We start from the raw sequence: 24,670 nt of genomic DNA, 5'->3' as shown, positions 1-24,670 counted from the left end.
AGGAACCACGGCCATGGGCGAAAAGACAGAGAAACTCCTTTCCATCCTGAAACTGCAGCCCGTCGTGCCGGTTCTGATCGTCGACGACGTTAAGTCGGGCGTTTCGCTGGCGCGCGCGCTGGTCGCGGGTGGTCTGAAGGCGATCGAAATCACCATGCGCACGCCTGCAGCGCTGGACACGGTTCGCGCCGTGGCCGACGAGGTCGAGGGTGCCGAGGTCGGCGCCGGCACCATTCTCAGTGCCAAGCATTGGGAAGCCGCGGTTGCCGCCGGCTCCAAGTTCATCGTCAGCCCCGGCACCACGCAGGAACTGCTCGACGCGGCGCGCGATTCTTCCGTGCCGCTTCTGCCGGGTGCCGCGACCGCCAGCGAAGTCATGGCGCTGCGCGAAGAAGGCTATCAGGTGCTGAAGTTCTTCCCGGCCGAACAGGCCGGTGGCGCTGCCATGCTGAAGGCGTTCTCCTCGCCGCTCGCTGGCACCCTGTTTTGCCCGACCGGCGGCATCTCGCTGAAGAACGCGATGGATTACCTGTCGCTGCCCAACGTCATCTGCGTCGGCGGCTCCTGGGTCGCGCCGAAGGAACTGATCGCTTCGGGCGACTGGGCCGGCATCACCAAGCTCGCTGCCGAGGCGGCTGCGCTGAAGGGCTGAGGCGGCTTTCTGGGGCTCTCGCTTGTGGCGAAGACCCCTCCCCAACCCCTCCCCACAAGGGGGAGGGGCTTAGCTGGGGCGCCGCCACGAGTCTCCTTCCCCCTTGTGGGGAAGGTGGCCGGCAGGCCGGAAGGGGTCTTTGCCACACGCACTATTGTCGTTTGGGTCCTAACGCACCCGTTATTTGCAATCCCCCATCGCCGCTCCTATCTCCCCAACATCATCAAAAGGGAGACAATCAGGTATGTTCGACGCGAAGAAGCTTCTTGAGCAGTTTCTGGGATCGCAGATTCCGGGTGTCGGCGGCAGCGTTCGCGAGCGGGCGGGCGGCGCGATCGAGATGGCCAAGAACAATCCGTGGAAGGCAGGGGCCCTTGCGACCGCCGTGCTCGGCACCAAGACCGGCCGCAACATCGCCGGCAATGTCGCGACGATCGGCGGGCTCGCGGCCGTCGCCGGCCTCGGTTATCTCGCCTACAAGAACTATCAGTCCGGCAAGTCGCCGGAGGCAGCACCGCAGCTTGCCGCAACGACCGGCCAGCCGATCGCGCTGCCGCCGCCGGATTCGGCCTTCAGCCTGGAAGGGCCGCAGCTCTCCAATGATTTCGCCCTGACGCTGATCCGCGCGATGATCGCCGCCGCCAAGGCCGATGGCCATATCGACGATGCCGAGCGCGCCAACATCATGGAAAAGGTGCGCGAAGTCGATCTCGGCTCGGAAGCCGAGGCCTTCCTGCGCAACGAACTCGCCAACCCCGTCGATATCGACGATCTCGTGGCTGCCGCGCGCACCGAGGAGCAGAAGGTCGAGCTCTATACCGCGACGCGGCTGACCATCAATCCCGATACCCGCGCCGAACGCGGCTATCTCGACCTGCTCGCCGGCCGCCTCGGCCTGCCGGACGCGCTGCTCGACCATATCGACGCGACCGTGTCGTCCGCCAAGGTCACGGCCTGAGCGGAATAAGGCTTGCCGTTTGACGATTGGCAAGCCTGCCACCACGGCCAGTTGCCTTTCGCCGGCGGCTGGCCTAAGCCCTTCTCCTCACCCGCAGGAGATTATCGCATGGCCGACCCCAGATCCGAACGCCGCTCGCCGGCGATTGCCGCTGCGATCATCCGCGTCTGCGCGGGGCTCGTCATCTATTTCCTGCCGTCGGTGGTGCTGTGGATCGGCAACTACTCGCCGACGCTGGCGATCGTCGTCGGCGTGTGTCTGGTGATGGCGTTTTTCGCGGTGTTCTGGCTGCGGGCGCGGTATCAGCGTCGGCGGGGTGGGTGAGGGGTTAGGGTAGCCTTTATTTGGGTTTTGCCGTGTGGCCCCCTCATCCGCCTGCCGGCACCTTCTCCCCGCGGGGGAGAAGAGACTCGTGGCGGGCCGCTCGCTCCATCTTCCCTTCGCCCCAGCGGGGAGAAGGTGGCCCGAAGGGTCGGATGAGGGGGGCCTCACGGCACACTTTCACCAATCAACTTACCACCAACCAAACCTACCCACCAAACCCCACGCCCTGCAGCGACGCGCCGAGCAACAGCGCACCCATCACGATGACAAGCAGCGCGCCAAAGAGCTCGATGCCGTTGCCCACCCAGGTCGAAACGCGCGAGCCGTGGCCGGCAAGCCGCATGGCTGTGCCTTTGGCAGTGACGGCAAGGGTGGCGAGGATGGCGACGGTGATGGCGGTGCCAAGCGACATGGCGAAGACCGAGAGAACGCCGCCGAGATAGAGGCCGTTCAGCAAGGAGAAGGTGAGCACCAGCAGCGCGCCGGAGCAGGGGCGCAGGCCGACGGCGACGATTGCCGACCAGGCCTCGCGGATGCTGAACTTTTCGGCGCCGAGCATCGCCGGGTCGGGCATGTGCGACTGGCCGCAGGTCTCGCAGGCCATGCCTGAAATGAACTTGTGGCCGGCCTTGGCGGCCTGGGTTTCGCCGAAGGCGTAGGAGGTGTTTTCGCCGCGCTGGTCTGCGTCCTGCCAGTCGAGCATCATGCTGACGGGGCCTGATGCCAGCGCTTCCTGCCTTGGCTGGAAGGCCGGGATGATGGTGCGCAGCTTGCGCAGCAAGAGCCACAGGCCGAAGAGGATGACCATGACGAAGCTTGCGATCTCCATCGCCTGCGTGGCCATGGTGAGCGTGATGCCCGAGCCGCGCAGCACCAGCCAGGCGCCGCCGACAAGCAGGATCGCCACCACTCCCTGGACGAAGGCCGAGACGAAGGAGATGGCGACGCCGCGCTTCAGTTCGATCTCGTTTGCGATCATGTAGGAAGAGATCACGGCCTTGCCGTGGCCGGGGCCGGCGGCGTGGAAGACGCCATAGGCAAACGACAGGCCGACCAGCGTGCCGAGCTGCCAGGGATCCTCGCGCATCGCCTTCAGCGCGTTGGTCAGCGCGCGATAGAAGGCCTGCTGTTCGTGATTGATGTAGAGAAAGAGCGGCGCCAGCGGGCCGCCGGAGGGTTGGAAGCTCGGCTCCGCCGTGCCGATGCCGAGCGGCGATTGCGCATGCGCGGCGGCAAGGCCGGTCACGAGCAGCAGGCCGGCAGCGTAGAGCAGCAGCGTGGGCTTGCGCCTCAGCATGTGACGTCCAGCTTGGTGGCGAAGAGCTTCGACATGTTGGTGCCGGTCGGATCGTTGAAGAAGGCGTCGGTCAGCGATTGCTTGTTCTGCGAGATCACCTGGTCAGCATCGGGCCTGACCACCTGGTGCTTGCAAGCCTTGAACGCGTCGCCGACGAGGATCATCTCCTTGTCGGTCGGAAAGTCGATCGAGGTGTAGAGCGTCGGATCGTAGACGCCGAAGGTGAGGTTGCCCTTCAACGGCATCTTCTCGACCGGCTTGACGGCGAAGAACATCAGGAGCTGGCCGTCGCGGTAGTCGACATGGATGATGTCGGGCTTCTGAACCGTGATGTTCTTCCCGTTCATCGTCAGGTTCATGTAGTAATCATAGTCGGCCAGCGAATCGCGAACCGTCTTGCCGACTTCGGCGAGCTCGTTCGGCTCCAGCTTCAGGTCGGTGTTCTTGTCGAAATCCATGACGACCGAGGAGGTGAAGACCTCGTCGAAGCGCCAGACGTTGCGGAATTCGGCGATATTGCCGTCATCGCCGGCGACCACCTCCAGGCGTGCCTCCACGAAGATATGCGGATGTGCGAAGGCTGCGGCGGGCACGAGCGTCAGAAAGCCGGCCGTCAGGAAAGTCGATATCTTCATGCGTCCGCTAACTTCATCTCTAGAGTTCGGGCCAGGTTCGGTTGCCGGAAAGGCGATAAATCCGGGTGGGGCGGCCCAAATCAGTTGCTGCGATCTTGCCGGAAAATGGGACCGAATTGGGACCGGATTTCCTTGGGTTCGGCTTAGGGGTGCTTCTTGAACCAATTGTGAAGATAGTCGACGAAAATGCGCACCTTGGCGGGTAGGTAGCGGCGGTGCGGATAGACCGCGTAGATGCCGCGATCGGTGGCGATATAGTCGTTGAACAGCGTCACCAGCTCGCCGCTCTCAATCGGCTTGCGGGCGATGAAATCGGGAATGAAGGCGATGCCGATGCCTGACAGTGCGGCGCGTAGCGTCGCATGCGGGCTGTTGACCTCGATCGGGCCGGAGACGGCGACGGCAAACGAGGTGCCGTCGGGGTTCTGGAAGCGGATGCTGCCCTGGTTGCGCGAGTTGGTGTCGATGATGAAGGGCACGTTCGAGAGATCGGCCGGGTTCTGCAACTGCGGATGACGCTCCAGAAACTCCGGCGTGGCGCAGAGATGAATGCGGAAATCCGAGATCTTGCGGGCGATCATGCCGGAATCCTCGAGCTTCGTCACGCGGATCGCGACGTCGAAGCCTTCCTCGATCAGGTCGACGAAGCGGTCGTCGGCGGAGATTTCCAGCTGGAGATCAGGGTTTTCGCGGGCGAAGTCGATCAGCGACTGGCCGACATCGGCATCGACATAGGTGCGCGGCACCGAGATCTTCAGCTTGCCCTTCAGCTGCGCGTTGTTCTCGCGCACGAGATCGGCAAGGTTGTCGATCTCCTTCAGGATGTCGGAGGCGGTGCGATAATAGGTGTGGCCGGCCTCGGTCATCGAAAACTGGCGGGTGGTGCGGTTCAACAGCAGCGCGCCGAGCTCATCCTCGAGCTCGCGGACATATTTCGACAGCAGCGCCTTGGACCGGCCGGTCTTGCGGGCGGCGGCGGAAAAACCCTCGGCTTCGACGACGTCGATGAAGGCGCGGATGCGGGTGAGGGTGTCCATGAGTGCTTTGCGATCCTGATTTATATCCGGAATATCAATCAGATAATCCTACAGCAAAGGCAAGCGCGGTGTTCATGCGGCAATAGGTCCACACAAGTGGGCTGGCGTTTTTCGTTTTTTTGCGCAACCCCAAAAAAACTCTTGATTATGACGGCGAATATTCTTATCTCGACGTCAGCCCAAAGTCGCACGTGCCCATGGGTGTCCGCCGAACCCTCGAATTGGTGAGGAAATCGGTAAGGTACCTGGAATTAACCCCTCCAGTCGCTATTCCGGCCAACCGGAAAATGCGAGGACGCCTGAAGCAACGACGGTGCGGGCCTTTTTGTTCTCTCCCTGCTTTCCATCAGCGGGGGTTACTGAAGAGGCACACCTTCATTGCCGGAAGTGCGGTAGGGAATACCCTCCAATCCATGGCAGACAAAGCCGGATTCATGTCGCTTTCGCGGCGTTGATTCATCATTCGCGCATTCGAGCGCTTGCTAAGGTTCCGGGGTCTCCACCGGCTGGTTCCTATGCGAGTGATCGGCTGCCCTTTGTCCTCCGGTTTTTCCGGAGCTCTGGAATTGAAAAGGGAATCGATATGACCACTCAGCGCATCCGCGACTTTCTCGCAACCCGACGTCCCGACGGTCCCTGCCTCGTGGTCGACCTCGACGTCGTGCGCGACAATTTCTCCGCTTTCCGTCACGCCATGCCGGACAGCGCCATCTACTACGCCGTCAAGGCAAACCCGGCTCCAGAAGTCTTGAAGCTGCTCGCCGACATGGGCTCCAACTTCGATTGCGCGTCCGTCGCCGAAATCGAAATGGCGCTCAACGCTGGTGCGACCGCTGCCCGTATCTCCTACGGCAACACGATCAAGAAGGAACGCGACGTTGCCCGTGCGCATGCGCTCGGCGTCAGCCTCTTTGCAGTCGACAGCCACGAGGAAGTCGAGAAGATCTCGCGTGCCGCTCCCGGCGCCCGCGTGTTCTGCCGCGTCCTGACCGATGGCGAAGGCGCCGAATGGCCGCTGTCGCGCAAGTTCGGCTGCGTGCCGCAGATGGCCGTCGACGTTCTCGTCTACGCGCATCAGCTCGGTCTCGAATCCTACGGCGTGTCGTTCCACGTCGGTTCGCAGATGACCAAGGTCGATGCCTGGGATGCGGCTCTTGCCGATGCCAAGCGCGTCTTCGTTCAGCTGGCCAAGCAGGGCATCCACCTGCAGATGGTCAACATGGGCGGCGGCTTCCCGACCAAGTACCTGCGCGACGTTCCGTCGGCGGAAGCTTACGGTCGTGCGATCTACCAGAGCCTTCGCGACCACTTCGGCAACAACCTGCCGAAGACGATCATCGAGCCGGGCCGCGGCATGGTCGGCAACGCCGGCGTCATCAAGACGGAAGTCGTGCTGATCTCGAAGAAGTCGGACAACGACGCCGCTCGCTGGGTGTTTCTCGACATCGGCAAGTTCGGCGGTCTGGCCGAAACGATGGACGAAGCCATTCGTTACCCGATCCGCACCGAGCGCGACGGCGACGAAATGGAGCCCTGCGTCATCGCCGGCCCGACCTGCGACTCGGCTGACGTGCTTTACGAGAAGAACCTCTATCCGCTGCCGCTCACTCTTTCGATCGGCGACGAGATCCTGATCGAAGGCACCGGCGCCTACACGACCACCTACTCGGCGGTCGCGTTCAACGGCTTCGAGCCGCTGAAGGCCTACATCATCTGATACCGCCGGCCCCGTAGCCAGCCGGGGCGGCACCCTCACAATGATCTGACGATACCGTTTGAAACGGTTTTGAGTTCGGGAGGCCACGATGGCCGCTGTTCTTGATTCTGTCCGCGCATTCTTTGCGCATTCCATTTTCACCATCGACGCCGAGAATGCCGGCGATGTCGTTGCGCGCGAGACCCTGCTCGATCGCGCCATGGGCCCGAACCGTCGCCGCAAGTCGTCGGAAAAGATTCGCCGTGGCCGCGTTCCGGCCGAAGGCCTGGCGCTGGTCGCGCGTGATCGCGACGGTCACGTGATCGGCACCGTGCGCTTGTGGAACGTCGAAGCCGGCGTCAATGCCGATGGCACTGCGATCGACGCGCTGCTGCTCGGACCGCTGGCGGTCGATTCCAGCTTCGAGGGCAAGGGTGTCGGCTCGGCGCTGATGCGCGCCGCCATGCTGGAAGCCAAGACCCGTGGTCACGGCGCCATCCTGCTTGTGGGCGATGCCCCCTATTACGAGCGTTTCGGCTTCTTTGCCGCAAAGGCTCAGCATCTCGTCATGCCTGGTCCGTTCGAACGCTCGCGCTTTCTGGCGCTCGAGCTTGTCGAGGGCTGGCTTGACGGCGCGGCCGGCATGATCGTCCCAACGGGGCGGATGCTGGCCAGCGCGCCGATCCGCAGGGCGGCCTGATCGGCTAAGCCTCTCCCCTAAAGGGAGGGGCTTTTTTGTTTCATTTCCACTTTCAGGAAATCAGTTTGAAGGGGCGCCGGAAGAGCCGGTGGACTATTATCCCCTCTGTATACGCTTCGCCGTTTTCTAGCGGCGCTTACTTGACGACGCTTGCGTCGACCAGCTGTGTCCCGGCAGTCTGTACGATATTGTCCGGTATGGCGGCGATGAAAAACATCGTGAAAGCATAGACCGCGAATATGGTCGCTGCGGCTGTGGCCTTAAGAATCATTCATGCACTCCTAGTTCTCTGGTATCTAATGTGAGCGCAAAAGTCGGCTTTCCCAAGAGTTTTCTGAACGCCAGATGAACAAAAAACTGTGACGGTAAATTTTAACGATATTTTAGCAACACTGCAGCTTCGCCTTTATGGGGAAGAAATTCACTTTTCGTTCTAATAAAATGTAGAAAAAACAATCATATGGATGAAAATATGGGCGAGAATCATCCCCATGGCGTAGGGTCGGCGCATCATGAACGCGTCATCGAGCAGGGAGCCGGGTTCATGAACCGGTTCGGTCTCCGTTCATAATTCGGCGCTCGATGACGGTCGCGAAAGGTCGAATCGGATGCCGTCAGGGCAGATGATTCGTCCGGGGACGCCAGATCGAGAGACGCTCCTGTCGGTCTGATGAAGCCGGAAAGCCTGAAACGATCGGGCAGGCGGACCAGCCTGACATCCACTACCCCATACCTCGACCGCCTGCCTTCTCCCTTTTTCACCGCCGCGGACAGACCGCGCGCGGACATTCGTGCTGCCCACCGATCGCAGGACTTGCCGCCAGCGTGATTCCGTAGGAATTTATTTTAGTGATCACTAAAACGTGAGGGTGAGCATATGATACGGTCTCTACTTCTTTCCCTTTCCGCCGCCTGCCTGCTGTCGTTAGCGGGCGCGTCGACGTCCTTTGCGGCAATCAAGACGGTGACGGCGAAGCCGACCGCCGAGACGATGGCACCCGGAGAATCCGTGCTCTTCGACGACAAGAAATGTCCGGCGGGGATGATCGCGAAATTCACCAAGGCGCAGAAGCGCCCCCAGATGAACCGAAAATGCGTGCATCAATGATCTTGAGCCAAGCGCGATCATAAGGTTTCACATCCATGTGAGTTTGAAGGGACGGCCGATGATTTGATCGGCCGCCCGTCATAGATAGTGGCGCATGATCAAGCGCCTCGCACTTCTCGTCATCCTGTCGCTCACGCCGGCCGTCGCCTTCGCGCAGCAGCCGAACGCGGTTGCCACGCTGCTTGATGGCGGCGCGTCACGAGAGGAGCTGCGGCCGCTGAAGGCTGTCATCGTCGCCAGGGATGGCGAGCTCATCGCCGAGCACGGCTATCGCGGCCATTCGACGCGTGAATCCGTCAACATCAAGTCGGCCTCCAAGTCGATCATCTCGAGCCTCGTCGGCATCGCTATCGGCAAGGGCCTGCTGGAAGGGCCGGACCAGAAGATCGCGCCGATCCTGAAAGCCGACCTGCCCGACAATCCGGATCCGAGGCTCGGCCAGATCACCATCGGCAACCTGCTCTCGATGCAGGCGGGGCTTGGTCGCCTGTCCGGTCCCGATTACGGGCGCTTCGTGTCGTCGCGCAACTGGGTGCGGTTCGCTCTTGCGCAGCCGTTCGCCGATGAGCCCGGCGGGCAGATGCTCTATTCCACAGCCTCGACCCATCTGCTCTCGGCGATCCTGACCAAGGTCGGCGGGAAATCGACGCTCGCCCTGGCACGGGAGTGGCTGGCGCCGGTCGATGGCTTTCGCATCGGTGCATGGGAGCGGGATCCGCAGGGGATCTACCTCGGCGGCAATCAGATGGCGATGACCGCTCGCTCCTTGCTTGCCTTCGGCGAGCTCTACCGCAATGGCGGCAAGGCTCCAGATGGCACGCAGGTCGTTCCCGCCGACTGGGTCGTCCAGTCCTGGCAGCACCGCACCAATTCGCGCTTCTCGGGCGATGACTACGGTTACGGCTGGTTCTCGCGGCAGATCGGCGGCGAGCAAGTGCATTTCGGCTGGGGTTACGGCGGGCAGATGCTCTATATCGTGCCGTCGCTGAAGCTCACCGTTGTGATGACGTCAGACGAAAACGGCCCGTCGGCGAGAACCGGCTATCGCGATGCGCTGCACGGGCTTCTCTCCGAGATCATAGCCGCCGCACGCCCTGTCTGAGCGGGCTTTTCAGTGCATTGATTAAAATGCGACCGAGCGTTCCAATCAAAACGCAATAGCGATCTCGTAACGTGTCCGCGCCGGTGAATTGGAGGCGCGTACATGATTTTGGATCTGCGGACGATCTACGTCGTCTCCGCCATGACGCTTCTGGTTCTCGGTAGCGCGCATATGGTGAGCTATTGGACCGGGCGGTTTGGCCGCTGGCCGGCCTGGTGGGGCGCCAGCTATCTGGTGCTCGGCATCGGCACGTTGCTCGTTTGCCTGCGCAATTTCATCCCCTATGTGCTGTCGATCCAGCTGGGCAATGTGCTGACCATCGCCGGCTACCTGCTGTCCTTCTTCGCCATCCGCGTGCTCGCCGGCCGGCCGGCGTCGATGCGCGTTTGTGCGCTGGCGCTCGTCTGCATCAGCCTCCCGGTTGCGGCTCTGCCCTCCGGCGATATGTCCGTGTCGGTGCGGTTGTTCTATGTGTCGGCCATCTGCTGCCTGTGCGATCTGGCGGTACTGCGCGAGGGTATCGGCATCCACCGGCGCGAGAAGCTTTTCTCGGCGGGGCTGCTGGCATGGCTCTATCTGCCGACGGCGGCGATTTTCCTGGTGCGCAGCGTCATGGCGGCGACCGGCGAAATTGCGGGTCCTGATCCCTATGGCGCCACCGTCGCCCATAGCTGGATGGCATCGACGGCGGTCATCTTCCTGGCGCTGCGCAGCATGCTGATCGTGCTGATGGCGGCCGAGCGCAACAGGAGCGAACTGATCGCGCTGGCGCATCATGATCCGCTGACGGGCGCGCTCAACCGCGGCGGGCTGGCGCAGCGGCTGCCGGTGCGTGACGCCCACGCGTTGGCGCTCCTGGTGGTCGATATCGATCACTTCAAGCAGCTGAACGATCAGCACGGTCATCTTGTCGGAGACGATGTGCTCCGGCTGTTTTCAAGTGCGGCGCGCAGCGTGCTGGGGCCCGATGATCTCCTGTCGCGCCACGGCGGCGACGAGTTTCTCGTGGTGCTGAAGAATATCGCCGAGGATGGGGCGATTGCCGTCGCCGAGCGGATGCGGCTGGCGTTTTCGGAGCAGGTTTCGGCGATGGCGGTGTTCGCGTCGCTTCCGACGCTCAGCATCGGCGTCGCCGCCTGCAGTGGCCCGGATATCGACTTCAAGAAGCTTCTGGGGCGGGCCGATACGGCGCTCTACGCCTCCAAGCGCCAGGGCCGCGACCGGGTGGAGGCATCGCCGGCGCAGGAGCAGGCGGCTTAGCCAGTTTAGGCTCAGATATTCTGGTCCATGCTCTCGGCAGGGATTTCGCTGGCCGAATGGATGCGCACCACCGCTGCCGGGACGCCGGCCACCGTGCAATGGGCCGGAACCGGCTTCACCACCACGCTGCCGGCCGCCACCTTGCTAAAGGCGCCGATCTCGATATTGCCGAGGATCTTGGCGCCGGCGCCGATCATCACGCCGCGACGGATTTTCGGGTGGCGGTCTCCGGTTTCCTTGCCGGTGCCGCCGAGCGTGACGCCCTGCAGGATGGAGACCTCGTCCTCGATAACGGCCGTTTCGCCAATGACGATACCGGAGCCGTGGTCGAGCATGATGCCGGAGCCGATCCTTGATGCCGGGTGGATATCCGGGCCGAAGACCAGTGAGGCGAGATTAGACAGCCAGCTGGCGACCTCGACGCGGCCGTCATTCCACAGTTTGTGGGCGGCGCGGTGGATCTGCAGGGCGTGGAAGCCCTTCAGATTTAGCAGCGCATGCAGATAGGTCGTGCAGGCCGGATCGCGCTTGCGCACCGCCATAAGGTCGGCCTGGATATCGGTCAGGATATCAGGGGTCAGCGTCTCCTGGAGGAGCGTCGTCAGAGCCGCCGTATCGACATCGGCGCGCGACAGGCGCGCGGCGAGCACGCGGGCAACGATTGTCGCGCTATCCGCAGCCTCGATCACCTGCGATGTCAAAAGAGGCCGCAAGACCGGTTCGCGTTCGCAGAGCGCCAGGGCCTCGGCGCGGATCAACACCCATGCCGAGGCATCGTTGGCGGCTGCGGTTTCGGCGATGGCGGTTCTGGTCTGCGACATCTGGCTAAGCTCTCTGTTTTCACGCCAACTGTTTTCAAGCGTGTCTTATCCCGAAACCGGTGGCCAGTCTCGGGATATGTGTCTTAAAGCGTGTCGCGATCCTTCGGATTCGCTCGTCACGCTTTAAGTTTTTGTTCTGTCGCATGTCGGTGCCGCAAAACCGCTGCACAGTTTTGTGCGACATGCTTTAGGCGGCGATATCGACCACGCCGCAATCGCCGGCTTCCGAGGCGAAGGCCAGCAGCTTGCCGTTCTTGCTCCAGCTCATGGCCGTGATCGCACCCTTGCCGGGGCGGCGGATCAGCGCTTCCTTGCTGTCGGCGAGGCGAACGGCGAGGATCATGCCGTCGATGAAACCAATAGCGAGGATATCTTCGGCCGGGTGGAACTTGACCGATGTCGCCATAATGTTGGCGCGGGTGCCGAGTTCGAGCGGCGCCTTGCCCATCGGGCCGTCCTTGCCGGAGAACGGCCAGACGATGGCGGCCGGTGCGCCTGATGAGGCCAGCCACTTGCCCTTGGCCGACCAGGAGAGCGACTTGACCTTGGCGGGGTAGCCGGTCATGCGCATGTGGCGGGCTTCGGCGCCAGGCTTGGTGTCGAGCTTCCAGCCGTGGAGCGCGTTTTCCTGCATGGTCGTGACGAGGAAGTTGCCATCCGGCGAGAAGGTGACGCCGGTATGAGCGCCTTTCCATTCGAGATCGACGGGCTTGGCTTCGCCCACGACCCAATGCAGCGACACGCCATTATAGCGGGCGGCGGCGACGCGCATGCCCTTGGGGGCAAAGGCGAGGCCTTCGACGGTGCGTTCCTCGGTGAATTCGCGGGTGGCGCCGTCGGCGAGGCGAACGATCGCGCTCTTGCCGTGGGAATAGGCGATGGCACCCTGCGGGCCGGCGGCGAGCTGCGAGATCCACTTGCGCGGCGCATGCGCCAGCTCGGTGACGCTGCCATCGGCGGCAATCCGCAGCACCTTGCCGTCTTCGCCGCCCGAAATCAGGCTTTCGCTATAGGGATCGCGGATGCAGGTGAGCATGCCCTGATGGGCTTCTGTGACTTTCTCAGAGCCATCCAGCCGGTGAAACGTGCCGGTGGCGCTGGCGAAGAAAGGGGTATCACCTAAAAATTCGACGGCCAGGATATGGCCGTCGAGATCAAACGGGGCAACAGTCGGCATCAGGCAGCGGCCTCGCACGCCTTGAAGGAAGCTTCGAGCTTTTCGCGGTCAAGCTCGCGGCCGATGAAGACGAGACGCGTCTCGCGCTTCTCGCCGTCCTTCCAGGCGCGCTGGTGGTCGCCTTCGATGATCATGTGCACGCCCTGAACCACATAGCGCTCGGCATCGCCCTTAAACGCGATGATGCCCTTGAGGCGCAGGATGTTCGGGCCCTGCGTCTGGGTGATCTTCTGGATCCAGGGGAAGAAACGATCCGGGTTCATCTCGCCGCCGCGCAGCGAAACCGACTGCACCGTCACGTCGTGGATCGGGGAGACGGCGCCGTGGTGATGGTGGTCGTGTCCGTGATCATGGTGATGGTCGTGCCCGTGGTCATGATCGTGGTGGTGATGATCGTGATCATGGTCGTGCGCGTGATGATGGTGGTCGTGGCCGCAATCGGGACCGCAGACATGGTCGGGGTGATCGTGGTCGAGGAAGTGCGGGTCGTTTTCCAGCGCGCGTTCCAGGTTGAAGGCGCCCTGGTCGAGCACGCGGGCGAGATCGACGCCGGAGCGGCTGGTCTTGTAGACGCGGGCCGACGGGTTGATGGCGCGCACGACGTCTTCGATCTGCGCCAGTTCTTCCGGGGTGACGAGGTCGGTCTTGTTGATCAGCACGACGTCGGCAAAGGCGATCTGGTCTTCGGCCTCGCGGCTGTCCTTCAGGCGCAGCGGCAGGTGCTTGGCGTCGACTAGGGCGACCACGGCATCGAGCTCGGTCTTGGCGCGGACGTCGTCATCCATGAAGAAGGTCTGGGCAACCGGCACCGGATCGGCAAGGCCCGTCGTTTCGACGATGATGCCGTCGAAGCGGCCGGGGCGGCGCATCAGGCCTTCGACGACACGGATCAGGTCGCCGCGCACCGTGCAACAGACACAGCCATTGTTCATCTCGTAGATTTCTTCGTCGGATTCGACGATGAGGTCGTTGTCGATGCCGATCTCGCCGAACTCGTTGACGATGACGGCATACTTCTTGCCATGCGCTTCCGTCAGGATGCGGTTCAACAGCGTCGTCTTGCCGGCGCCGAGGTAGCCGGTGAGAACAGTGACGGGGATGGGCTTGGGTTGCGTCTGGAGAGCGTCGGTCATGAGAACCTCGATAGGTGGGGGCTTGCTCGGGGTTTGTCCCGGGCCTTTCAAATTCGTCGTCTCATATAAGGGGTGCGGCGCGGCAGTTCAAAGGGATTCGTATGTTATAAGATCACATTAGGATGTGGAGGCCGCGATAGCCGATGGGATATCGGCCTGGGCGAAGTCATTGCCGATGAAAAGCAGGGGGCAATTGAATTCCTTCGCCGTGGCGTAGGCGAAGCAATCGCCGAAGTTTAGGGAAGCAGAATGGAAGTTCTTGCCCCACGAACGGTAGGCGGCTGCCGCGAGTTCTGCGCGGGCTGGGGTGACGTCGACAATCTTCACGGTGATGGCCGAAAGAATCGTGCTCATCTGGTTGGACATCCCTCTCCTTGCTGCGACGATTAGCGCCTCAAGCACCGTCCCGGCCGACACCAGGATCAGCTCCTCGCTTTCGAATATCTTGCGGCAGGAAGGTGCCTGCGGTTCGTTTGCCAAGATCGCGATCAATGCCGACGTGTCGACGGCGATCACTTCGGCAGGCCGTCTTCGTCGTAGAGGAAATCCTGGCTATGAGCGGCGTCCGGGCCGGGTGGCAGGTTCAACTGCCGTACCTCTTCCTGCAGTCTGTCGATCAGCCGGGACTTCTCCTCACGGGTCATCAGTTGCTTCACCCTGACGTCCTCCTGCAGGCGCCGAATAAGCTCGCCTCGTTTGACCGGGTCCTTGATAAAGCCGGTAACCGGCTCGAGCCGAACGGCGGGCTGGCCATCCTGCGTCAGCACAATCTCTTCGCCCTGATTGGCAAGGCGGACCAGTTCTGTCAGCTGACCTTCAGCCTCTTTCACGGAAATGCGCATGCGGGCCTCCTTGGTGAGCCACTGCGATTGCAATCAATATGATAAAAACCCCGCGCCGATACAAGCGGCCCGCTATGTCAGCGTGTCCACGTCGAAGGCGTCCACATCCTCCAGCAATTCCACCAGCCCCTTCACCGCGTGGGCGATCAGCGCCTCGCCTTTTGCGGCGGTCGCCTTGGCCGCGTTGCCGGCGACGCCTTTATCGTTGAGGTCGGACATTTTCCAGCCGAAGGCGTGGGGGCCGTAGGCGCGCAGGTGCTTGTAGCGGACGGCGAAGTCGGATTGGCGGGAGGGGAAGTTCTCGGCTTTCGCCATGTCCACCTTGTCCGGGTGCAGCGCCAGCATCACCGAGGTCTCGATGTCGCCGCCGTGGATGTCGATCGCCTTTTCTTCCGGCGAGATCACCCCATCGGGCAGGCCGAAGCGGGTCCAGCTGGTGGCGACGGCGAGCATGTTGAAGCGCACGCGGGCTTCGGTGGCGACAACAGTCATCAGCGGAGAATTGCCGCCATGGGCGTTGAGCATGACGAATTTGCGGATGCCCTGTCGCGACAATTTGCCGGCAATGCCGAGCCAGCGTTCGATCGCCTCGCCGTAGGATAGCGTTTGCGTTCCTGTCACATCCATATGCTCGATTGAGTAGCCGACTGATTCCGTCGGCAGGAAGGTCACCGGAAGGGTCTTGGGAAGCGCGGTTTTGAGCCTGCTAACGATGCCGTCGGCGATCAGCGTGTCGGTATCGAAGGGAAGGTGAGGGCCGTGCTGTTCATGGGCGCCGAGCGGCAGGACAACGATGTGCCGCTCGCGCTCCGCACCAGAAAATTGCGGATCGTGGTCGTCGAACTCGGTCGCTGGCGCGTTCATCCGGCTAAGGCCTCTTGTTTATGACGAGATCATGCGCAATGTCATAACGCAACGATCTCAATGCTTAATGCATAAGCCTTTAAATCAAAATGGATTTGGAGGAAGGCTTAGGCGCCAAATGAAACTGTTGCCGTCCCTCACAACCTCAATTGGGTGCAGGGCGCGGCAAGATCAAAGGGACGGCAATGGGTAAGAAGCACAAGGACGGCAAGAAGCAGAAGTCGAAGAAGAAGGACCAGACCGAGTATACGGTGGTCGATCTTTCGCCGGCTTTGACGCAGGCCGCCCGCTCGATGCGCACCGTGCTCTCCCGCAACCTTCTGGAGAGCGGGCTCTATGCCGGGCAGGATGGCGTGATCACGTCGCTCGCCGAAAGCGACGGCATGACGGCAGGCGCCTTGGCGCACAAGCTCGGCGTCAAGGCGCCGACCATGACGCGCACGATCGGCCGCATGGAGGCGCAGGGCTTTCTCGAGCGCAAGGCCGATGCCGACGACGCGCGCCTCACCAAGGTCTACCTCACCGATCTCGGCCGCGGCAGTGTTGCTGCCATCGAACAGGCCGCGACAGCCTGCGACCGGCTGGCGACGCTCGATTTTTCCGAGAAGGAAATCCGCAATCTGGTGCGGCTTCTGAAGGCGATCGACGGCAATCTGCAGGCCGATGCCATCGTGCTCGACGAGCCGGATGAAATCTGACGGTTTTGTGAAATTAGAAATTGCCTGCTCCGGTTTAATCTTTTAATTAAACATTTTAAGGACGCTCGGCTCACAGCTGGCCGGGTGCATATGTTCATCGCGCGTCACAGTCCTTCCGCGCGATCCGGGAGGCACAGTGGCGCAGAAGATCAAGCTTTCGACGATCGCCGAAACGCTCGGCATTTCCACCGCAACCGTATCCCTGGCGCTCCGCGACAGTCCGCTGGTCGCCGGCGCCACCCGCGACAAGATCAAGGAACAGGCGCGCGCGCTCGGCTATATCTACAATCGCCGCGCCGCCAGCCTGCGCACCTCGCGCTCGGGCATCATCGGCGTCGTCGTGCACGACATCATGAACCCGTTCTACGGGGAAATCCTGAAGGCGATCGAAAGCGAGCTCGACCGCAGCCGGCACACCTTCATTCTCTCCAACCATTACGATTCCGTCGAAAAGCAGCGCACTTTCATCGAGACGCTGCTGCAGCTCGGCGGCGATGGCGTCATCATGTCGCCGGCGATCGGCACGCCGCCGGAGGACATGCAGCTTGCCGAGGACAACGGCATGCCGGCCATTCTCGTCGCCCGCTCGATGGACGGATCGGAGCTGCCGACCTATCGCGGCGACGACAGCTACGGCATCTCGCTTGCCACCAATCATCTGATCGGCCTCGGCCATCGTTCGATCGCCATGATCGGCGGCACCGACCAGACGTCCACCGGCCGCGACCGGTACCAGGGCTATGTCAACGCGCTGCGCAAGGCGGAGATCGAGGTCGATCCCGGCTTGCGCATTCCGGGCCCCCGCTCGATGCAGGGCGGCTTCGAGGCGGCGGTGCACTTCCTGTCCCTGCCGCAGAAGCCCACGGCCGCCGTCTGCTGGAACGATCTGGTCGCCATCGGCCTGATGAACGGCATCGCCCGCGCCGGCCTGGTGCCCGGCACCGATATTTCCGTTACCGGTTATGACGATCTCGAGGAGGCGTCGATCTCGATGCCGGCGCTGACAACCGTGTGGAACGGCCAGGCCGAAGTCGGCCGGCTCGCCGCCCGCGCGCTTCTCGATCGCCTCGCCGGCAGCCACGAACCCGACGGCATCCATCTCATCAAGCCCGAGATGCGCATCCGCCAATCGACCAGCCCCTTCCGGCCCCGGTCATAATCCCCGCCCTCATCCCAAGTCATCCAGGGCGCGCGACAAATCGAAGAGGAAACGTCATGTCCCGTACCGCTGTTCTCGTTCCGTGGAAAATGCACGAGCGCGTTCTGGCGCGCCTGAAGGAAGGCTTTGACGTCATCGAGGCCGACGCCAAGTCGCTCGATGCGGAGACCGCAGGCCGCATTCGCGGCGTTGCCGTATCGGGCACCTTCTCCGCCGCCGATATCGATGCGCTGCCCAATCTGGAGCTGATCTCCAGCTTCGGCGTCGGCTATGACAGCGTCGATGCCAGGCATGCCGCGACCAAGGGCGTGGTGGTCACCAACACACCTGACGTCCTCAACGACGAAGTGGCAGACACCGCGATCGGGCTGCTGCTCAACACCATCCGCGAATTTCCGCGCGCCGAAAACTGGCTGCGCGCCGGCAACTGGAAGCCGGGGCAGAGCTATCCGCTGTCGCGTTTCTCGCTGAAGGGCCGCCATGTCGGCTTCTACGGCCTCGGCCGCATCGGCCAGGAGATCGCCAAGCGGCTGGAGCCGTTCAAGGTGAAGATCAGCTACCACACCCGCTCGCGCAACGAGGCGCTGCCCTACGATCACTATCCGACGCTGGAGGGTCTCGCCGAAGCCGTCGATACGATGATCGCGATCGTCCCGAAGACGCCACAGACGCACAAGACCGTCAATGCCGATATCCTGAAGGCACTAGGGCCGGATGGCGTATTCGTCAATGTCGGGCGCGGCTGGACCGTCGACGAGGATGCGCTGATCGAGGCGCTGTCTTCAGGTGCCTTGGGTGCTGCCGGTCTCGACGTGTTCTATGACGAACCGACGGTGCCGGCTGCGCTGATGGCGCTCCCGAACGCCGTGTTGTTGCCGCACATCGCCTCGGGCTCGGTTCCGACCCGCAATGCGATGGCCGATCTGGTGGTCGACAATCTGGTCGGGTGGTTCGATGCGCGCAAGCCGCTGACGCCGGTGGCCGAGACGCCCGTCAAGGGGTGATGGGTTTTGGGGCGGTGCGTATGCTCTGTGGCTGCGCTCTTCTTTGATCCACTCCCGTTGCATTCTTGGATGCGTGCTTAGATCCTCGGGACGAGCCCGAGGATGACGGCTGAGTAAATGGCGCATCTCCGTAACCTATTGAAACGCCGGGGAAAACATCCTTTCGACGTCATCCTCGGGCTCGCCCCGAGGATCTAAGCACGGTCCCGCTTGCTCGACTTCCATGGACACTTGGCGCCAGCAAGAAGTCAGCAGTGTCGTCTCGTCGGCAGCGGGTAGGCCACGCCAAAGATCGGCCAACGTCTGCAATGACAGGCTCGTCTATGGGCGTCGTCCCGCTTTCCCCATCTCCGTTGCATTCTTGGATGAGTGCTTAGATGCTCGGGACGAGCCCGAGGATGACGGTTGCGTGAGTGGATGCCGCCAGTAACCTACTGAAACACCGCGGCAAACATCCTCTCGACGTCATCCTCGGGCTCGTCCCGAGGATCTAAGCACGGTCCCATTTGCTCGACTTTCATGGACACTTGGCGCTAGGATGCAACCACGAGATCATGCGAGGGGGAGGCGAGGTGGCGGATAGTTCGAGTGAGACGCAGCGCAAGCTGACGACGATCTTTTCGGCGGATGTGCAGGACTATACGCGGCTGATGGGCGTCGACGAGGAGGGGACGCTCGAGACGCTGAAGCGGTATCGCGACCGGATGTCCCGGCTGATCGAGGCGCATGGCGGACGGGTGGTCAATACCTGGGGCGATGGGTTGATCGCCGAGTTTCCGAGCGTGGTCGAGGCAGTGCGCGCCGCCGTCGACGTGCAGAACGAACTCGCGGGGCTGAATGACGCCCGGCCCGCCGATGGGCGCATGCTGTTTCGCATCGGCATCAATCTTGGCGACGTGATCGTCGAGGGCAGCGATATCTATGGCGACGGCGTCAATATCGCCGCGCGGCTGCAGGCGCAGGCGCCGGCCGGCGGCGTGGTGATCTCGAACACGGTTTACGATCAGGTGCGCAACAAGGTGGCTGTCGGGTTCGATTTTCTCGGGCCGCTAAGCGTGAAGAACGTGGCCGAGGCGGTGCCGAGCTATGCGGTCAGGATCGGGGAAGGGGACGCCGCGCGGGCGACTGGGGGTGATGCGCATGCCGCTGGGTCGCCGTCGGGCGCTGAGGCTCAATCGACGAAGCCGGGGCCGTTGTCAGGTGGGCGAGGGGGCGTGTTGCTAGGCCAACAAGCAGCGCCATTACCGGATCAGCGGCGAAACCTTGCGGTGCTCGGCGTGATCGCCGCAGCACTCGTCGTCATCAACACGCTGACATGGCATGGCGTCTTCTGGGCCGCTTGGCCTCTGCTGGCGCTGGCCTATGTCGCGGCGATGCGCTGGGCGCATCTGCAGGAGCGCTACGACGCGCGGCTTGTGGCGCTTGCCATCTCGGCGCTTGGGCTGATCGGCATCAACCTTCTTTCCTGGCACGGCACCTTCTGGGCGATCTGGCCGCTTCTCGCCATCGCCGTCGTGGGCGGTCTGCGCTGGGCGCGGCGGGGCTAAAGCATGTCGCGCAAAAGTGTGCAGCGGTTTTGCGGCGACGACATACGATAAAACAAAGACTTAAGTCTTCGCCTACGCCACCACCTTCGTAGCCTTGGCCGGCAGCTTGCTTGCGGCATAGTCGCGGACGGCGTCGCCGAAGGCGGTGAAGAGCTGGTTGGAGGGCTTGTCGGTTTCGGCCCAGTATTCGGGATGCCATTGCACGCCGACGGCAAAGGCTTTTGCGTCGATGACGGACACGGCCTCGACCGTGCCGTCCTCGGCGACCGCTTCCACGGCAAGACGGGGTGCTGTCTCGGCGATCGCCTGGCGGTGCAGCGAGTTCACCTTGATCTCGCCCGATCCGACGATGCCTGCGATGCAGGAACCTTCCCTGACGATGACGTTCTGGCGGATGGCGTACATGCCGTCGCGGTCGACATTATCCGGCTTGCGGTGGTCCCAGATGCCGGGCTGGTCCTGGATCTCGCTGGCGAGCGTGCCGCCCAGCGCGACGTTCAGTTCCTGGATACCGCGGCAAATGGCGAGCAGCGGGATGGCGCGGTCGATGGCGCGGCGGATGAGCGGCAGCGAGGTCGCGTCGCGGGCGGGGTCGAAGGGGCCGTCGGCCTCGGTTGCCTCCTTGCCGTAGCGGGCGGGGTGGACGTTGCTGGCCGAGCCGGAGACGAGGACGCCGTCGACGCGGTCGAGAATGGCGTCGATGTCGTAGCCTTCCTCGAAGGCCGGGATGATGAAGGCCATGACGCCGGAGGCATTCAGCGCGGCACGGACATATTGGTGCTGCACGGCATGCCAGGTGGCGCCGTCAAAGCTGCGGATATCGGCGGGAACGGCGACGATGGGCTTGGTCATTGTCTATCCTGAGGACGATCATCTCTTGCCAATGAGAGAAACCAGAACGGCTTTCCTGTCAACGTGTGCCTGATGTGCCCGGCCAAATTGCGGCAAGGCCATGTGCCGGCCTCGCTCCATCCATGACTAAGCCGCTGATTCCGATCGAAATGCGCTACTCGCCATATTGGTGTCGTGATCCCAAAGACTAATAGGCCGGCGCTTGAATCACCTGCGTCCGCATGCTTAGCTTCCCTCGTTCCGCGGGTGGGGAGAGTTTGGCCCTGCTGAACCAACAATGGGAGGTTTTTGATGGATCGTCGTTCATTCTTCAAGAAGGCAGGAACAGCGGGCGTCGGCGCCGTTGCTGCCTCGGCTCTGGCGGCACCCGCCATCGCCCAGGAAAACCCGAAGATCGCCTGGCGCATGACATCGTCGTTTCCGAAGAGCCTGGACACGATCTATGGCGCGGCCGACGATATCGCCAAGCATCTGGCCGCATCGACCGACGGCAACTTCACCATCCAGCCCTTTGCCGCCGGCGAGATCATTCCCGGCCTGCAGGCGGCGGATGCCGTCAGCGCAGGAACGGTGGAAGCGGCACACACCTGCTCCTATTACTTCGTCGGCAAGGACCCGACCTACGCGATCGGCACCGCCATTCCCTTCGGGCTTAACGGGCGCCTCACCAATGCCTGGTTCTACGAGGGCAACGGCAATACGCTGATGAACGAATTCTACGCCACGCAGGGCATTTACGGCCTGCCGGCGGGCAATACCGGCGCCCAGATGGGTGGCTGGTTCCGCAAGGAAATCAACACGCTGGATGATCTGAAGGGCGTGAAGATGCGCATCGCCGGCCTCGCCGGCCAGGTGATCAGCAAGCTCGGCGTCATCCCGCAGCAGATCGCCGGCGGCGATATCTATCCGGCGCTGGAAAAGGGCACGATCGACGCCTCGGAGTTCGTCGGCCCATACGACGATCTGAAGCTCGGCCTGCACAAGGTCGCGAAGTATTACTATTATCCCGGCTGGTGGGAGGGTGGCCCGACGGTGCACGCCTTCTTCAATCTGGAAAAGTGGAACAGCCTGCCGAAGCACTATCAGGCGGCACTCACCGATGCCTGCGCCTTCGCCAACACCAACATGATGGCGAAGTACGACATGAAGAACCCGCCGGCGCTGAAGCAGCTGGTCTCCGAGGGGGCGACGCTCAGGCCGTTCAGCCAGGAAATCATGGAAGCCTGCTTCCAGGCTTCGCTTGGGATCTATGCGGAGATTTCGGCGTCCAATCCCTACTTCAAGAAGATCTACGAGGATCAGACGGCGTTCAAGCGCGATGCGTATCTGTGGATGCAGCTGTCTGAGTATACGTTCGATACGTTCATGATGATCCAGCAGCGGGCTGGGAAGATTTAGCTCGAGTTCTGAGGGGGCTGGCGTTCTGGCGTGTGGCCCCCTCATCCGACCCTTCGGGCCACCTTCTCCCCGCTGGGGAGAAGGGGAGGTCGGCGCGAGCGGCCCACTAAGAGTCTCTTCTCCAACGGGGAGAAGGTGCCGGCAGGCGGATGAGGGGGCTCCGGTCTCCCACCCATCCAAAATCATTATCCAACTGAAATCCCTACTTGATCACCGGCGGCTGGCTCAGATCCGGCTGCGCGGGTTTCACCTGTGCCGGTGGTTGCCCCGGCAAGCCATTCATCGGCGGCAGCGCCAGGCCCGGCATCCCGGGTGGCGTGCCAAGCCCGTTGCCGCTAAAGCCGGGGACCTCGATCTTGATCGTGTTGAGATCCACCTCCGGCCCCTTCTTCAGCCAGTAGGTCACCGATTGCGGCCAGAAGATCACGATGGCGACGAGGATGAGCTGCATGCCGACCCAGGGCAGGGCGCCCATGTAGATGTCGGAGGTCTTGACGCTGCGGTCGGCGATCGAGCGCAGATAGAAGAGCGCGAAGCCGAAGGGCGGGTGCATGAAGCTCGTCTGCATGTTGACGCAGATCAGCACGCCGAACCAGATGAGGTCGATGCCGAGCGCGGAGGCAACGGGGGCCAGCATCGGGATGACGATGAAGGCGATCTCGAAGAAATCGAGGAAGAAGGCGAGCACGAAGATGAAGATGTTGACGAAGATCAGGAAGCCCACCGGGCCGCCGGGGATGCCTGAGAGCATGTGCTCGATCCAGCGCGAGCCGTCCATGCCCTGAAAGACGAGGCTGAAGCAGGTGGAGCCGATCAGGATCATCACCACCATCGACGTAATGTGCATGGTGGAGCGCATCGCCTCCTGCATCAGCGGCCAGGTCAGGCGGCGGTGCATGGCGGCGAGCGCCATGGCGCCGACGACGCCGAGCGCGCCGGCTTCGGTCGGGGTCGCGAGCCCCATGAAGATGGTGCCGAGGACGAGGAAGATCAGCACGATCGAGGGCACCATGCCCGACAGCACCTTGAAGAGCAGCGCCCAGGTGAAATCGCCGCGCACCTCCTTGGGCAGCGGCGGCACGGAGGCGGGTTTTACGATCGACAGGATCAGGATGTAGATCATGAAGATCGCCACCTGCAGGATCGAGGGGCCGATGGCGCCGAGATACATGTCGCCGACGGACTTGCCGAGCTGATCGGCGAGGACGACGAGAACGAGCGAGGGCGGGATCACCTGGGTGATGGTGCCGGATGCGGCAATCACCCCGGTGGCGAGCCGCGGGCTATAGCCGTAGCGCAGCATGATGGGCAGCGAGATGACGCCCATGGTGATGACCGAGGCTGCGACCGTTCCGGTGATGGCGCCGAGCACCGCGCCGACGAGGATGACGGCATAGGCAAGGCCGCCGGGGATGCGGCCGAAGAGCTTGCCCATGCCCTCGAGCAGGTCTTCCGCCAAGCCGCAGCGCTCCAATATGGCGCCCATGAAGGTGAAGAAGGGAATGGCGAGCAGGAGATCGTTGGAGACGATGCCGAAGAAGCGCAGTGGGAGCGCCTGCAGGAAGGCCTCGCTGAAATGGCCGGTGGCGACACCAATGATGCCGAAGAACAGGCCGACGGCGGCCAGCGAAAAGGCCACCGGGAAACCGTAGAGCATGAACAGGACCATGCCCACGAACATGGCCGGCGGAATGATGCCGAAATCAAACAATGGCTTTCCTCCCGGTCGCGGTCACTGCAGCGGTTTTTCGTATTTGGTCTCGACGACCAAATGACCCGTCAGCGCGGCGATGCGCTTGATCAGCTCGGAGAGACCCTGCAGCGTGAGCAGGCCGAAGCCCGCGACCAGGATGAGCTTGACCGGCCAGCGGATCAGGCCGCCGGCATTGGAGGAGACCTCGTGCTTGATATAGGAGAGCCAGAAGAAGGGCCAGCAGAGCCAGGTGAGGAAGATGCAGGCCGGAAGCAGGAAGACGATCAGGCCGATCGTGTCGATCCACAGCCGCGCCCGGTCTGACACCGAGCCGTAGATCAGGTCGACGCGGACATGTTCGTTCATTCTGAGCGTATGGGCGGCACCCAGCACGACGACGAAGGCGAAGAGATACCACTGGATCTCGAGCCAGCCGTTGGAGCTGTAGTTGAAAGTGTAGCGGATGAGTGCGTTGGCGGCGCTGATCAGGCAACAGAACAGCACCATATATTCGGACAGCTTGCCCATGAACTGGCTGACAGCATCGATCAGCCGGCTGGCGGCTAGAAAAACCGGCATGCCTTTCCCCCTCCTATTTCATGGGTTTTACCCCATGCTCTCCCACCTCAAGTGGTAGATCAGGGACCCTGAAATTGGAAGCGGAAAGCCCGGATGTTGGATTATAGTCTTATATCGCGGGCGACCCGCCAGCA

The 24,670-nt window shown here is 62.5% G+C and carries 26 protein-coding genes; 13 read left to right on the top strand and 13 right to left on the bottom strand.

What is annotated here, in order from left to right; translation table 11 throughout:
• Positions 1–13: 13 nt before the first annotated feature.
• The 3 genes from J5286_RS19165 to J5286_RS19155 all read left to right on the top strand — a co-directional run bounded on the left by J5286_RS19165 (position 14) and on the right by J5286_RS19155 (position 1,934).
• Positions 14–652: a 2-dehydro-3-deoxy-phosphogluconate aldolase gene (locus J5286_RS19165; RefSeq protein WP_209191723.1), complete on the top strand. Its 639-nt coding sequence runs from the start codon at positions 14–16 to the stop codon at positions 650–652.
• 244 nt (positions 653–896) lie between these two features.
• Entirely contained in the window at positions 897–1,610 is a 714-nt protein-coding gene (locus J5286_RS19160) for a tellurite resistance TerB family protein (protein ID WP_209191722.1), read from the top strand.
• Positions 1,611–1,718: 108 nt separating this feature from the next.
• Positions 1,719–1,934 (top strand): hypothetical protein, encoded by a 216-nt coding sequence (locus J5286_RS19155; protein ID WP_209215373.1) that lies wholly within the window; start codon positions 1,719–1,721, stop codon positions 1,932–1,934.
• Between the two features lie 205 nt (positions 1,935–2,139).
• Here the strand turns inward: J5286_RS19155 and J5286_RS19150 are convergent, their stop codons facing one another.
• From J5286_RS19150 to J5286_RS19140, 3 genes are all read right to left on the bottom strand, one after another.
• Positions 2,140–3,231 carry a nickel/cobalt transporter gene (locus J5286_RS19150; protein ID WP_209191721.1) on the bottom strand — a complete coding sequence of 364 codons (1,092 nt, stop codon included), beginning with the start codon at positions 3,229–3,231 and terminating at the stop codon, positions 2,140–2,142.
• The gene (locus tag J5286_RS19145; protein ID WP_018901947.1) at positions 3,225–3,866 is read right to left on the bottom strand and encodes a DUF1007 family protein; all 642 of its coding nucleotides are present in this window, start codon (positions 3,864–3,866) and stop codon (positions 3,225–3,227) included. Before J5286_RS19145 ends, J5286_RS19150 begins: the two co-directional genes overlap by 7 nt.
• Positions 3,867–4,009: 143 nt before the next feature.
• On the bottom strand, positions 4,010–4,903 hold the full coding sequence (locus J5286_RS19140) for a LysR family transcriptional regulator (protein ID WP_113239394.1): 894 nt from the start codon (positions 4,901–4,903) through the stop codon (positions 4,010–4,012).
• Between the two features lie 583 nt (positions 4,904–5,486).
• Here J5286_RS19140 and odc2 point away from each other — a divergent pair.
• Both odc2 and J5286_RS19130 read left to right on the top strand, forming a co-directional pair.
• Positions 5,487–6,620, top strand: a complete 1,134-nt coding sequence (odc2, locus tag J5286_RS19135; protein ID WP_016557019.1) for an ornithine/lysine decarboxylase — start codon at positions 5,487–5,489, stop codon at positions 6,618–6,620.
• An 88-nt stretch (positions 6,621–6,708) separates the two neighbouring features.
• Positions 6,709–7,299, top strand: a complete 591-nt coding sequence (locus J5286_RS19130; RefSeq protein ID WP_209191720.1) for a GNAT family N-acetyltransferase — start codon at positions 6,709–6,711, stop codon at positions 7,297–7,299.
• 136 nt (positions 7,300–7,435) lie between these two features.
• Here J5286_RS19130 and J5286_RS31565 read toward each other — a convergent pair whose 3' ends face one another.
• The gene (locus J5286_RS31565) at positions 7,436–7,570 is read right to left on the bottom strand and encodes a hypothetical protein (protein WP_018901941.1); all 135 of its coding nucleotides are present in this window, start codon (positions 7,568–7,570) and stop codon (positions 7,436–7,438) included.
• 606 nt (positions 7,571–8,176) lie between these two features.
• Between J5286_RS31565 and J5286_RS19125 the strand changes: the two genes are divergently transcribed.
• The 3 genes from J5286_RS19125 (at position 8,177) to J5286_RS19115 (ending at position 10,769) form a co-directional block, all read left to right on the top strand.
• Complete coding sequence (locus J5286_RS19125; RefSeq protein WP_209191719.1) at positions 8,177–8,407, top strand: DUF6719 family protein; 231 nt, start codon at positions 8,177–8,179, stop codon at positions 8,405–8,407.
• 94 nt (positions 8,408–8,501) lie between these two features.
• The gene (locus J5286_RS19120) at positions 8,502–9,509 is read left to right on the top strand and encodes a serine hydrolase domain-containing protein (protein ID WP_209191718.1); all 1,008 of its coding nucleotides are present in this window, start codon (positions 8,502–8,504) and stop codon (positions 9,507–9,509) included.
• Between the two features lie 102 nt (positions 9,510–9,611).
• Complete coding sequence (locus tag J5286_RS19115) at positions 9,612–10,769, top strand: GGDEF domain-containing protein (protein ID WP_209191717.1); 1,158 nt, start codon at positions 9,612–9,614, stop codon at positions 10,767–10,769.
• Positions 10,770–10,780: 11 nt separating this feature from the next.
• Here the strand turns inward: J5286_RS19115 and cysE are convergent, their stop codons facing one another.
• From cysE to J5286_RS19085, 6 genes are all read right to left on the bottom strand, one after another.
• Positions 10,781–11,590: a serine O-acetyltransferase gene (gene cysE, locus J5286_RS19110; protein WP_209191716.1), complete on the bottom strand. Its 810-nt coding sequence runs from the start codon at positions 11,588–11,590 to the stop codon at positions 10,781–10,783.
• A gap of 187 nt (positions 11,591–11,777) precedes the next feature.
• Positions 11,778–12,767 carry a WD40 repeat domain-containing protein gene (locus J5286_RS19105; protein WP_209191715.1) on the bottom strand — a complete coding sequence of 330 codons (990 nt, stop codon included), beginning with the start codon at positions 12,765–12,767 and terminating at the stop codon, positions 11,778–11,780.
• Entirely contained in the window at positions 12,767–13,900 is a 1,134-nt protein-coding gene (locus J5286_RS19100; protein ID WP_209191714.1) for a CobW family GTP-binding protein, read from the bottom strand. Before J5286_RS19100 ends, J5286_RS19105 begins: the two co-directional genes overlap by 1 nt.
• A 117-nt stretch (positions 13,901–14,017) precedes the next feature.
• The gene (locus J5286_RS19095) at positions 14,018–14,416 is read right to left on the bottom strand and encodes a type II toxin-antitoxin system VapC family toxin (protein ID WP_209191713.1); all 399 of its coding nucleotides are present in this window, start codon (positions 14,414–14,416) and stop codon (positions 14,018–14,020) included.
• Positions 14,413–14,742: a type II toxin-antitoxin system Phd/YefM family antitoxin gene (locus J5286_RS19090; protein WP_209191712.1), complete on the bottom strand. Its 330-nt coding sequence runs from the start codon at positions 14,740–14,742 to the stop codon at positions 14,413–14,415. The genes J5286_RS19095 and J5286_RS19090 overlap by 4 nt, the downstream gene beginning before the upstream one ends.
• A 72-nt stretch (positions 14,743–14,814) precedes the next feature.
• On the bottom strand, positions 14,815–15,606 hold the full coding sequence (locus tag J5286_RS19085) for a creatininase family protein (RefSeq protein ID WP_209191711.1): 792 nt from the start codon (positions 15,604–15,606) through the stop codon (positions 14,815–14,817).
• Positions 15,607–15,791: 185 nt separating this feature from the next.
• Here J5286_RS19085 and J5286_RS19080 point away from each other — a divergent pair, with 185 nt between their 5' ends.
• The 4 genes from J5286_RS19080 (at position 15,792) to J5286_RS19065 (ending at position 20,014) form a co-directional block, all read left to right on the top strand.
• Positions 15,792–16,304, top strand: coding sequence for a MarR family winged helix-turn-helix transcriptional regulator (locus J5286_RS19080; RefSeq protein ID WP_026283624.1), 513 nt, complete (start codon positions 15,792–15,794; stop codon positions 16,302–16,304).
• A 136-nt stretch (positions 16,305–16,440) separates the two neighbouring features.
• Positions 16,441–17,463 carry a LacI family DNA-binding transcriptional regulator gene (locus tag J5286_RS19075; RefSeq protein WP_018901930.1) on the top strand — a complete coding sequence of 341 codons (1,023 nt, stop codon included), beginning with the start codon at positions 16,441–16,443 and terminating at the stop codon, positions 17,461–17,463.
• Between the two features lie 56 nt (positions 17,464–17,519).
• On the top strand, positions 17,520–18,467 hold the full coding sequence (locus tag J5286_RS19070; protein ID WP_209191710.1) for a 2-hydroxyacid dehydrogenase: 948 nt from the start codon (positions 17,520–17,522) through the stop codon (positions 18,465–18,467).
• A gap of 554 nt (positions 18,468–19,021) precedes the next feature.
• On the top strand, positions 19,022–20,014 hold the full coding sequence (locus J5286_RS19065; RefSeq protein ID WP_209191709.1) for an adenylate/guanylate cyclase domain-containing protein: 993 nt from the start codon (positions 19,022–19,024) through the stop codon (positions 20,012–20,014).
• Positions 20,015–20,086: 72 nt separating this feature from the next.
• Here the strand turns inward: J5286_RS19065 and J5286_RS19060 are convergent, their stop codons facing one another.
• Positions 20,087–20,866: a gamma-glutamyl-gamma-aminobutyrate hydrolase family protein gene (locus tag J5286_RS19060; RefSeq protein WP_209191708.1), complete on the bottom strand. Its 780-nt coding sequence runs from the start codon at positions 20,864–20,866 to the stop codon at positions 20,087–20,089.
• Positions 20,867–21,157: 291 nt separating this feature from the next.
• Here J5286_RS19060 and J5286_RS19055 point away from each other — a divergent pair, with 291 nt between their 5' ends.
• Positions 21,158–22,264, top strand: coding sequence for a TRAP transporter substrate-binding protein (locus tag J5286_RS19055; protein ID WP_018901926.1), 1,107 nt, complete (start codon positions 21,158–21,160; stop codon positions 22,262–22,264).
• Between the two features lie 202 nt (positions 22,265–22,466).
• On the opposite strand, the gene J5286_RS19050 is transcribed toward J5286_RS19055, so the two are convergent.
• Both J5286_RS19050 and J5286_RS19045 read right to left on the bottom strand, forming a co-directional pair.
• Positions 22,467–23,975 (bottom strand): TRAP transporter large permease, encoded by a 1,509-nt coding sequence (locus J5286_RS19050; RefSeq protein WP_209191707.1) that lies wholly within the window; start codon positions 23,973–23,975, stop codon positions 22,467–22,469.
• A gap of 21 nt (positions 23,976–23,996) precedes the next feature.
• Positions 23,997–24,536 (bottom strand): TRAP transporter small permease subunit, encoded by a 540-nt coding sequence (locus tag J5286_RS19045; RefSeq protein ID WP_209191706.1) that lies wholly within the window; start codon positions 24,534–24,536, stop codon positions 23,997–23,999.
• Positions 24,537–24,670 lie beyond the last annotated feature (134 nt).

Source organism: Rhizobium sp. 16-488-2b, from assembly GCF_017741815.1.
GTDB lineage: Bacteria > Pseudomonadota > Alphaproteobacteria > Rhizobiales > Rhizobiaceae > Rhizobium.
This window is presented reverse-complemented; position numbering and strand designations above follow the sequence as displayed.

Excerpts from the sequence above, each read along its gene's own strand:
- J5286_RS19165 (WP_209191723.1), top strand. The coding sequence starts at position 14 with ATGGGCGAAAAGACAGAGAAACTCCTTTCCATCCTGAAACTGCAGCCC.
- J5286_RS19160 (WP_209191722.1), top strand. The coding sequence starts at position 897 with ATGTTCGACGCGAAGAAGCTTCTTGAGCAGTTTCTGGGATCGCAGATT.
- J5286_RS19155 (WP_209215373.1), top strand. The coding sequence starts at position 1,719 with ATGGCCGACCCCAGATCCGAACGCCGCTCGCCGGCGATTGCCGCTGCG.
- J5286_RS19150 (WP_209191721.1), bottom strand. The coding sequence starts at position 3,231 with ATGCTGAGGCGCAAGCCCACGCTGCTGCTCTACGCTGCCGGCCTGCTG.
- J5286_RS19145 (WP_018901947.1), bottom strand. The coding sequence starts at position 3,866 with ATGAAGATATCGACTTTCCTGACGGCCGGCTTTCTGACGCTCGTGCCC.
- J5286_RS19140 (WP_113239394.1), bottom strand. The coding sequence starts at position 4,903 with ATGGACACCCTCACCCGCATCCGCGCCTTCATCGACGTCGTCGAAGCC.
- odc2 (WP_016557019.1), top strand. The coding sequence starts at position 5,487 with ATGACCACTCAGCGCATCCGCGACTTTCTCGCAACCCGACGTCCCGAC.
- J5286_RS19130 (WP_209191720.1), top strand. The coding sequence starts at position 6,709 with ATGGCCGCTGTTCTTGATTCTGTCCGCGCATTCTTTGCGCATTCCATT.
- J5286_RS31565 (WP_018901941.1), bottom strand. The coding sequence starts at position 7,570 with ATGATTCTTAAGGCCACAGCCGCAGCGACCATATTCGCGGTCTATGCT.
- J5286_RS19125 (WP_209191719.1), top strand. The coding sequence starts at position 8,177 with ATGATACGGTCTCTACTTCTTTCCCTTTCCGCCGCCTGCCTGCTGTCG.
- J5286_RS19120 (WP_209191718.1), top strand. The coding sequence starts at position 8,502 with ATGATCAAGCGCCTCGCACTTCTCGTCATCCTGTCGCTCACGCCGGCC.
- J5286_RS19115 (WP_209191717.1), top strand. The coding sequence starts at position 9,612 with ATGATTTTGGATCTGCGGACGATCTACGTCGTCTCCGCCATGACGCTT.
- cysE (WP_209191716.1), bottom strand. The coding sequence starts at position 11,590 with ATGTCGCAGACCAGAACCGCCATCGCCGAAACCGCAGCCGCCAACGAT.
- J5286_RS19105 (WP_209191715.1), bottom strand. The coding sequence starts at position 12,767 with ATGCCGACTGTTGCCCCGTTTGATCTCGACGGCCATATCCTGGCCGTC.
- J5286_RS19100 (WP_209191714.1), bottom strand. The coding sequence starts at position 13,900 with ATGACCGACGCTCTCCAGACGCAACCCAAGCCCATCCCCGTCACTGTT.
- J5286_RS19090 (WP_209191712.1), bottom strand. The coding sequence starts at position 14,742 with ATGCGCATTTCCGTGAAAGAGGCTGAAGGTCAGCTGACAGAACTGGTC.
- J5286_RS19085 (WP_209191711.1), bottom strand. The coding sequence starts at position 15,606 with ATGAACGCGCCAGCGACCGAGTTCGACGACCACGATCCGCAATTTTCT.
- J5286_RS19080 (WP_026283624.1), top strand. The coding sequence starts at position 15,792 with ATGGGTAAGAAGCACAAGGACGGCAAGAAGCAGAAGTCGAAGAAGAAG.
- J5286_RS19070 (WP_209191710.1), top strand. The coding sequence starts at position 17,520 with ATGTCCCGTACCGCTGTTCTCGTTCCGTGGAAAATGCACGAGCGCGTT.
- J5286_RS19065 (WP_209191709.1), top strand. The coding sequence starts at position 19,022 with ATGCGAGGGGGAGGCGAGGTGGCGGATAGTTCGAGTGAGACGCAGCGC.
- J5286_RS19060 (WP_209191708.1), bottom strand. The coding sequence starts at position 20,866 with ATGACCAAGCCCATCGTCGCCGTTCCCGCCGATATCCGCAGCTTTGAC.
- J5286_RS19055 (WP_018901926.1), top strand. The coding sequence starts at position 21,158 with ATGGATCGTCGTTCATTCTTCAAGAAGGCAGGAACAGCGGGCGTCGGC.
- J5286_RS19045 (WP_209191706.1), bottom strand. The coding sequence starts at position 24,536 with ATGCCGGTTTTTCTAGCCGCCAGCCGGCTGATCGATGCTGTCAGCCAG.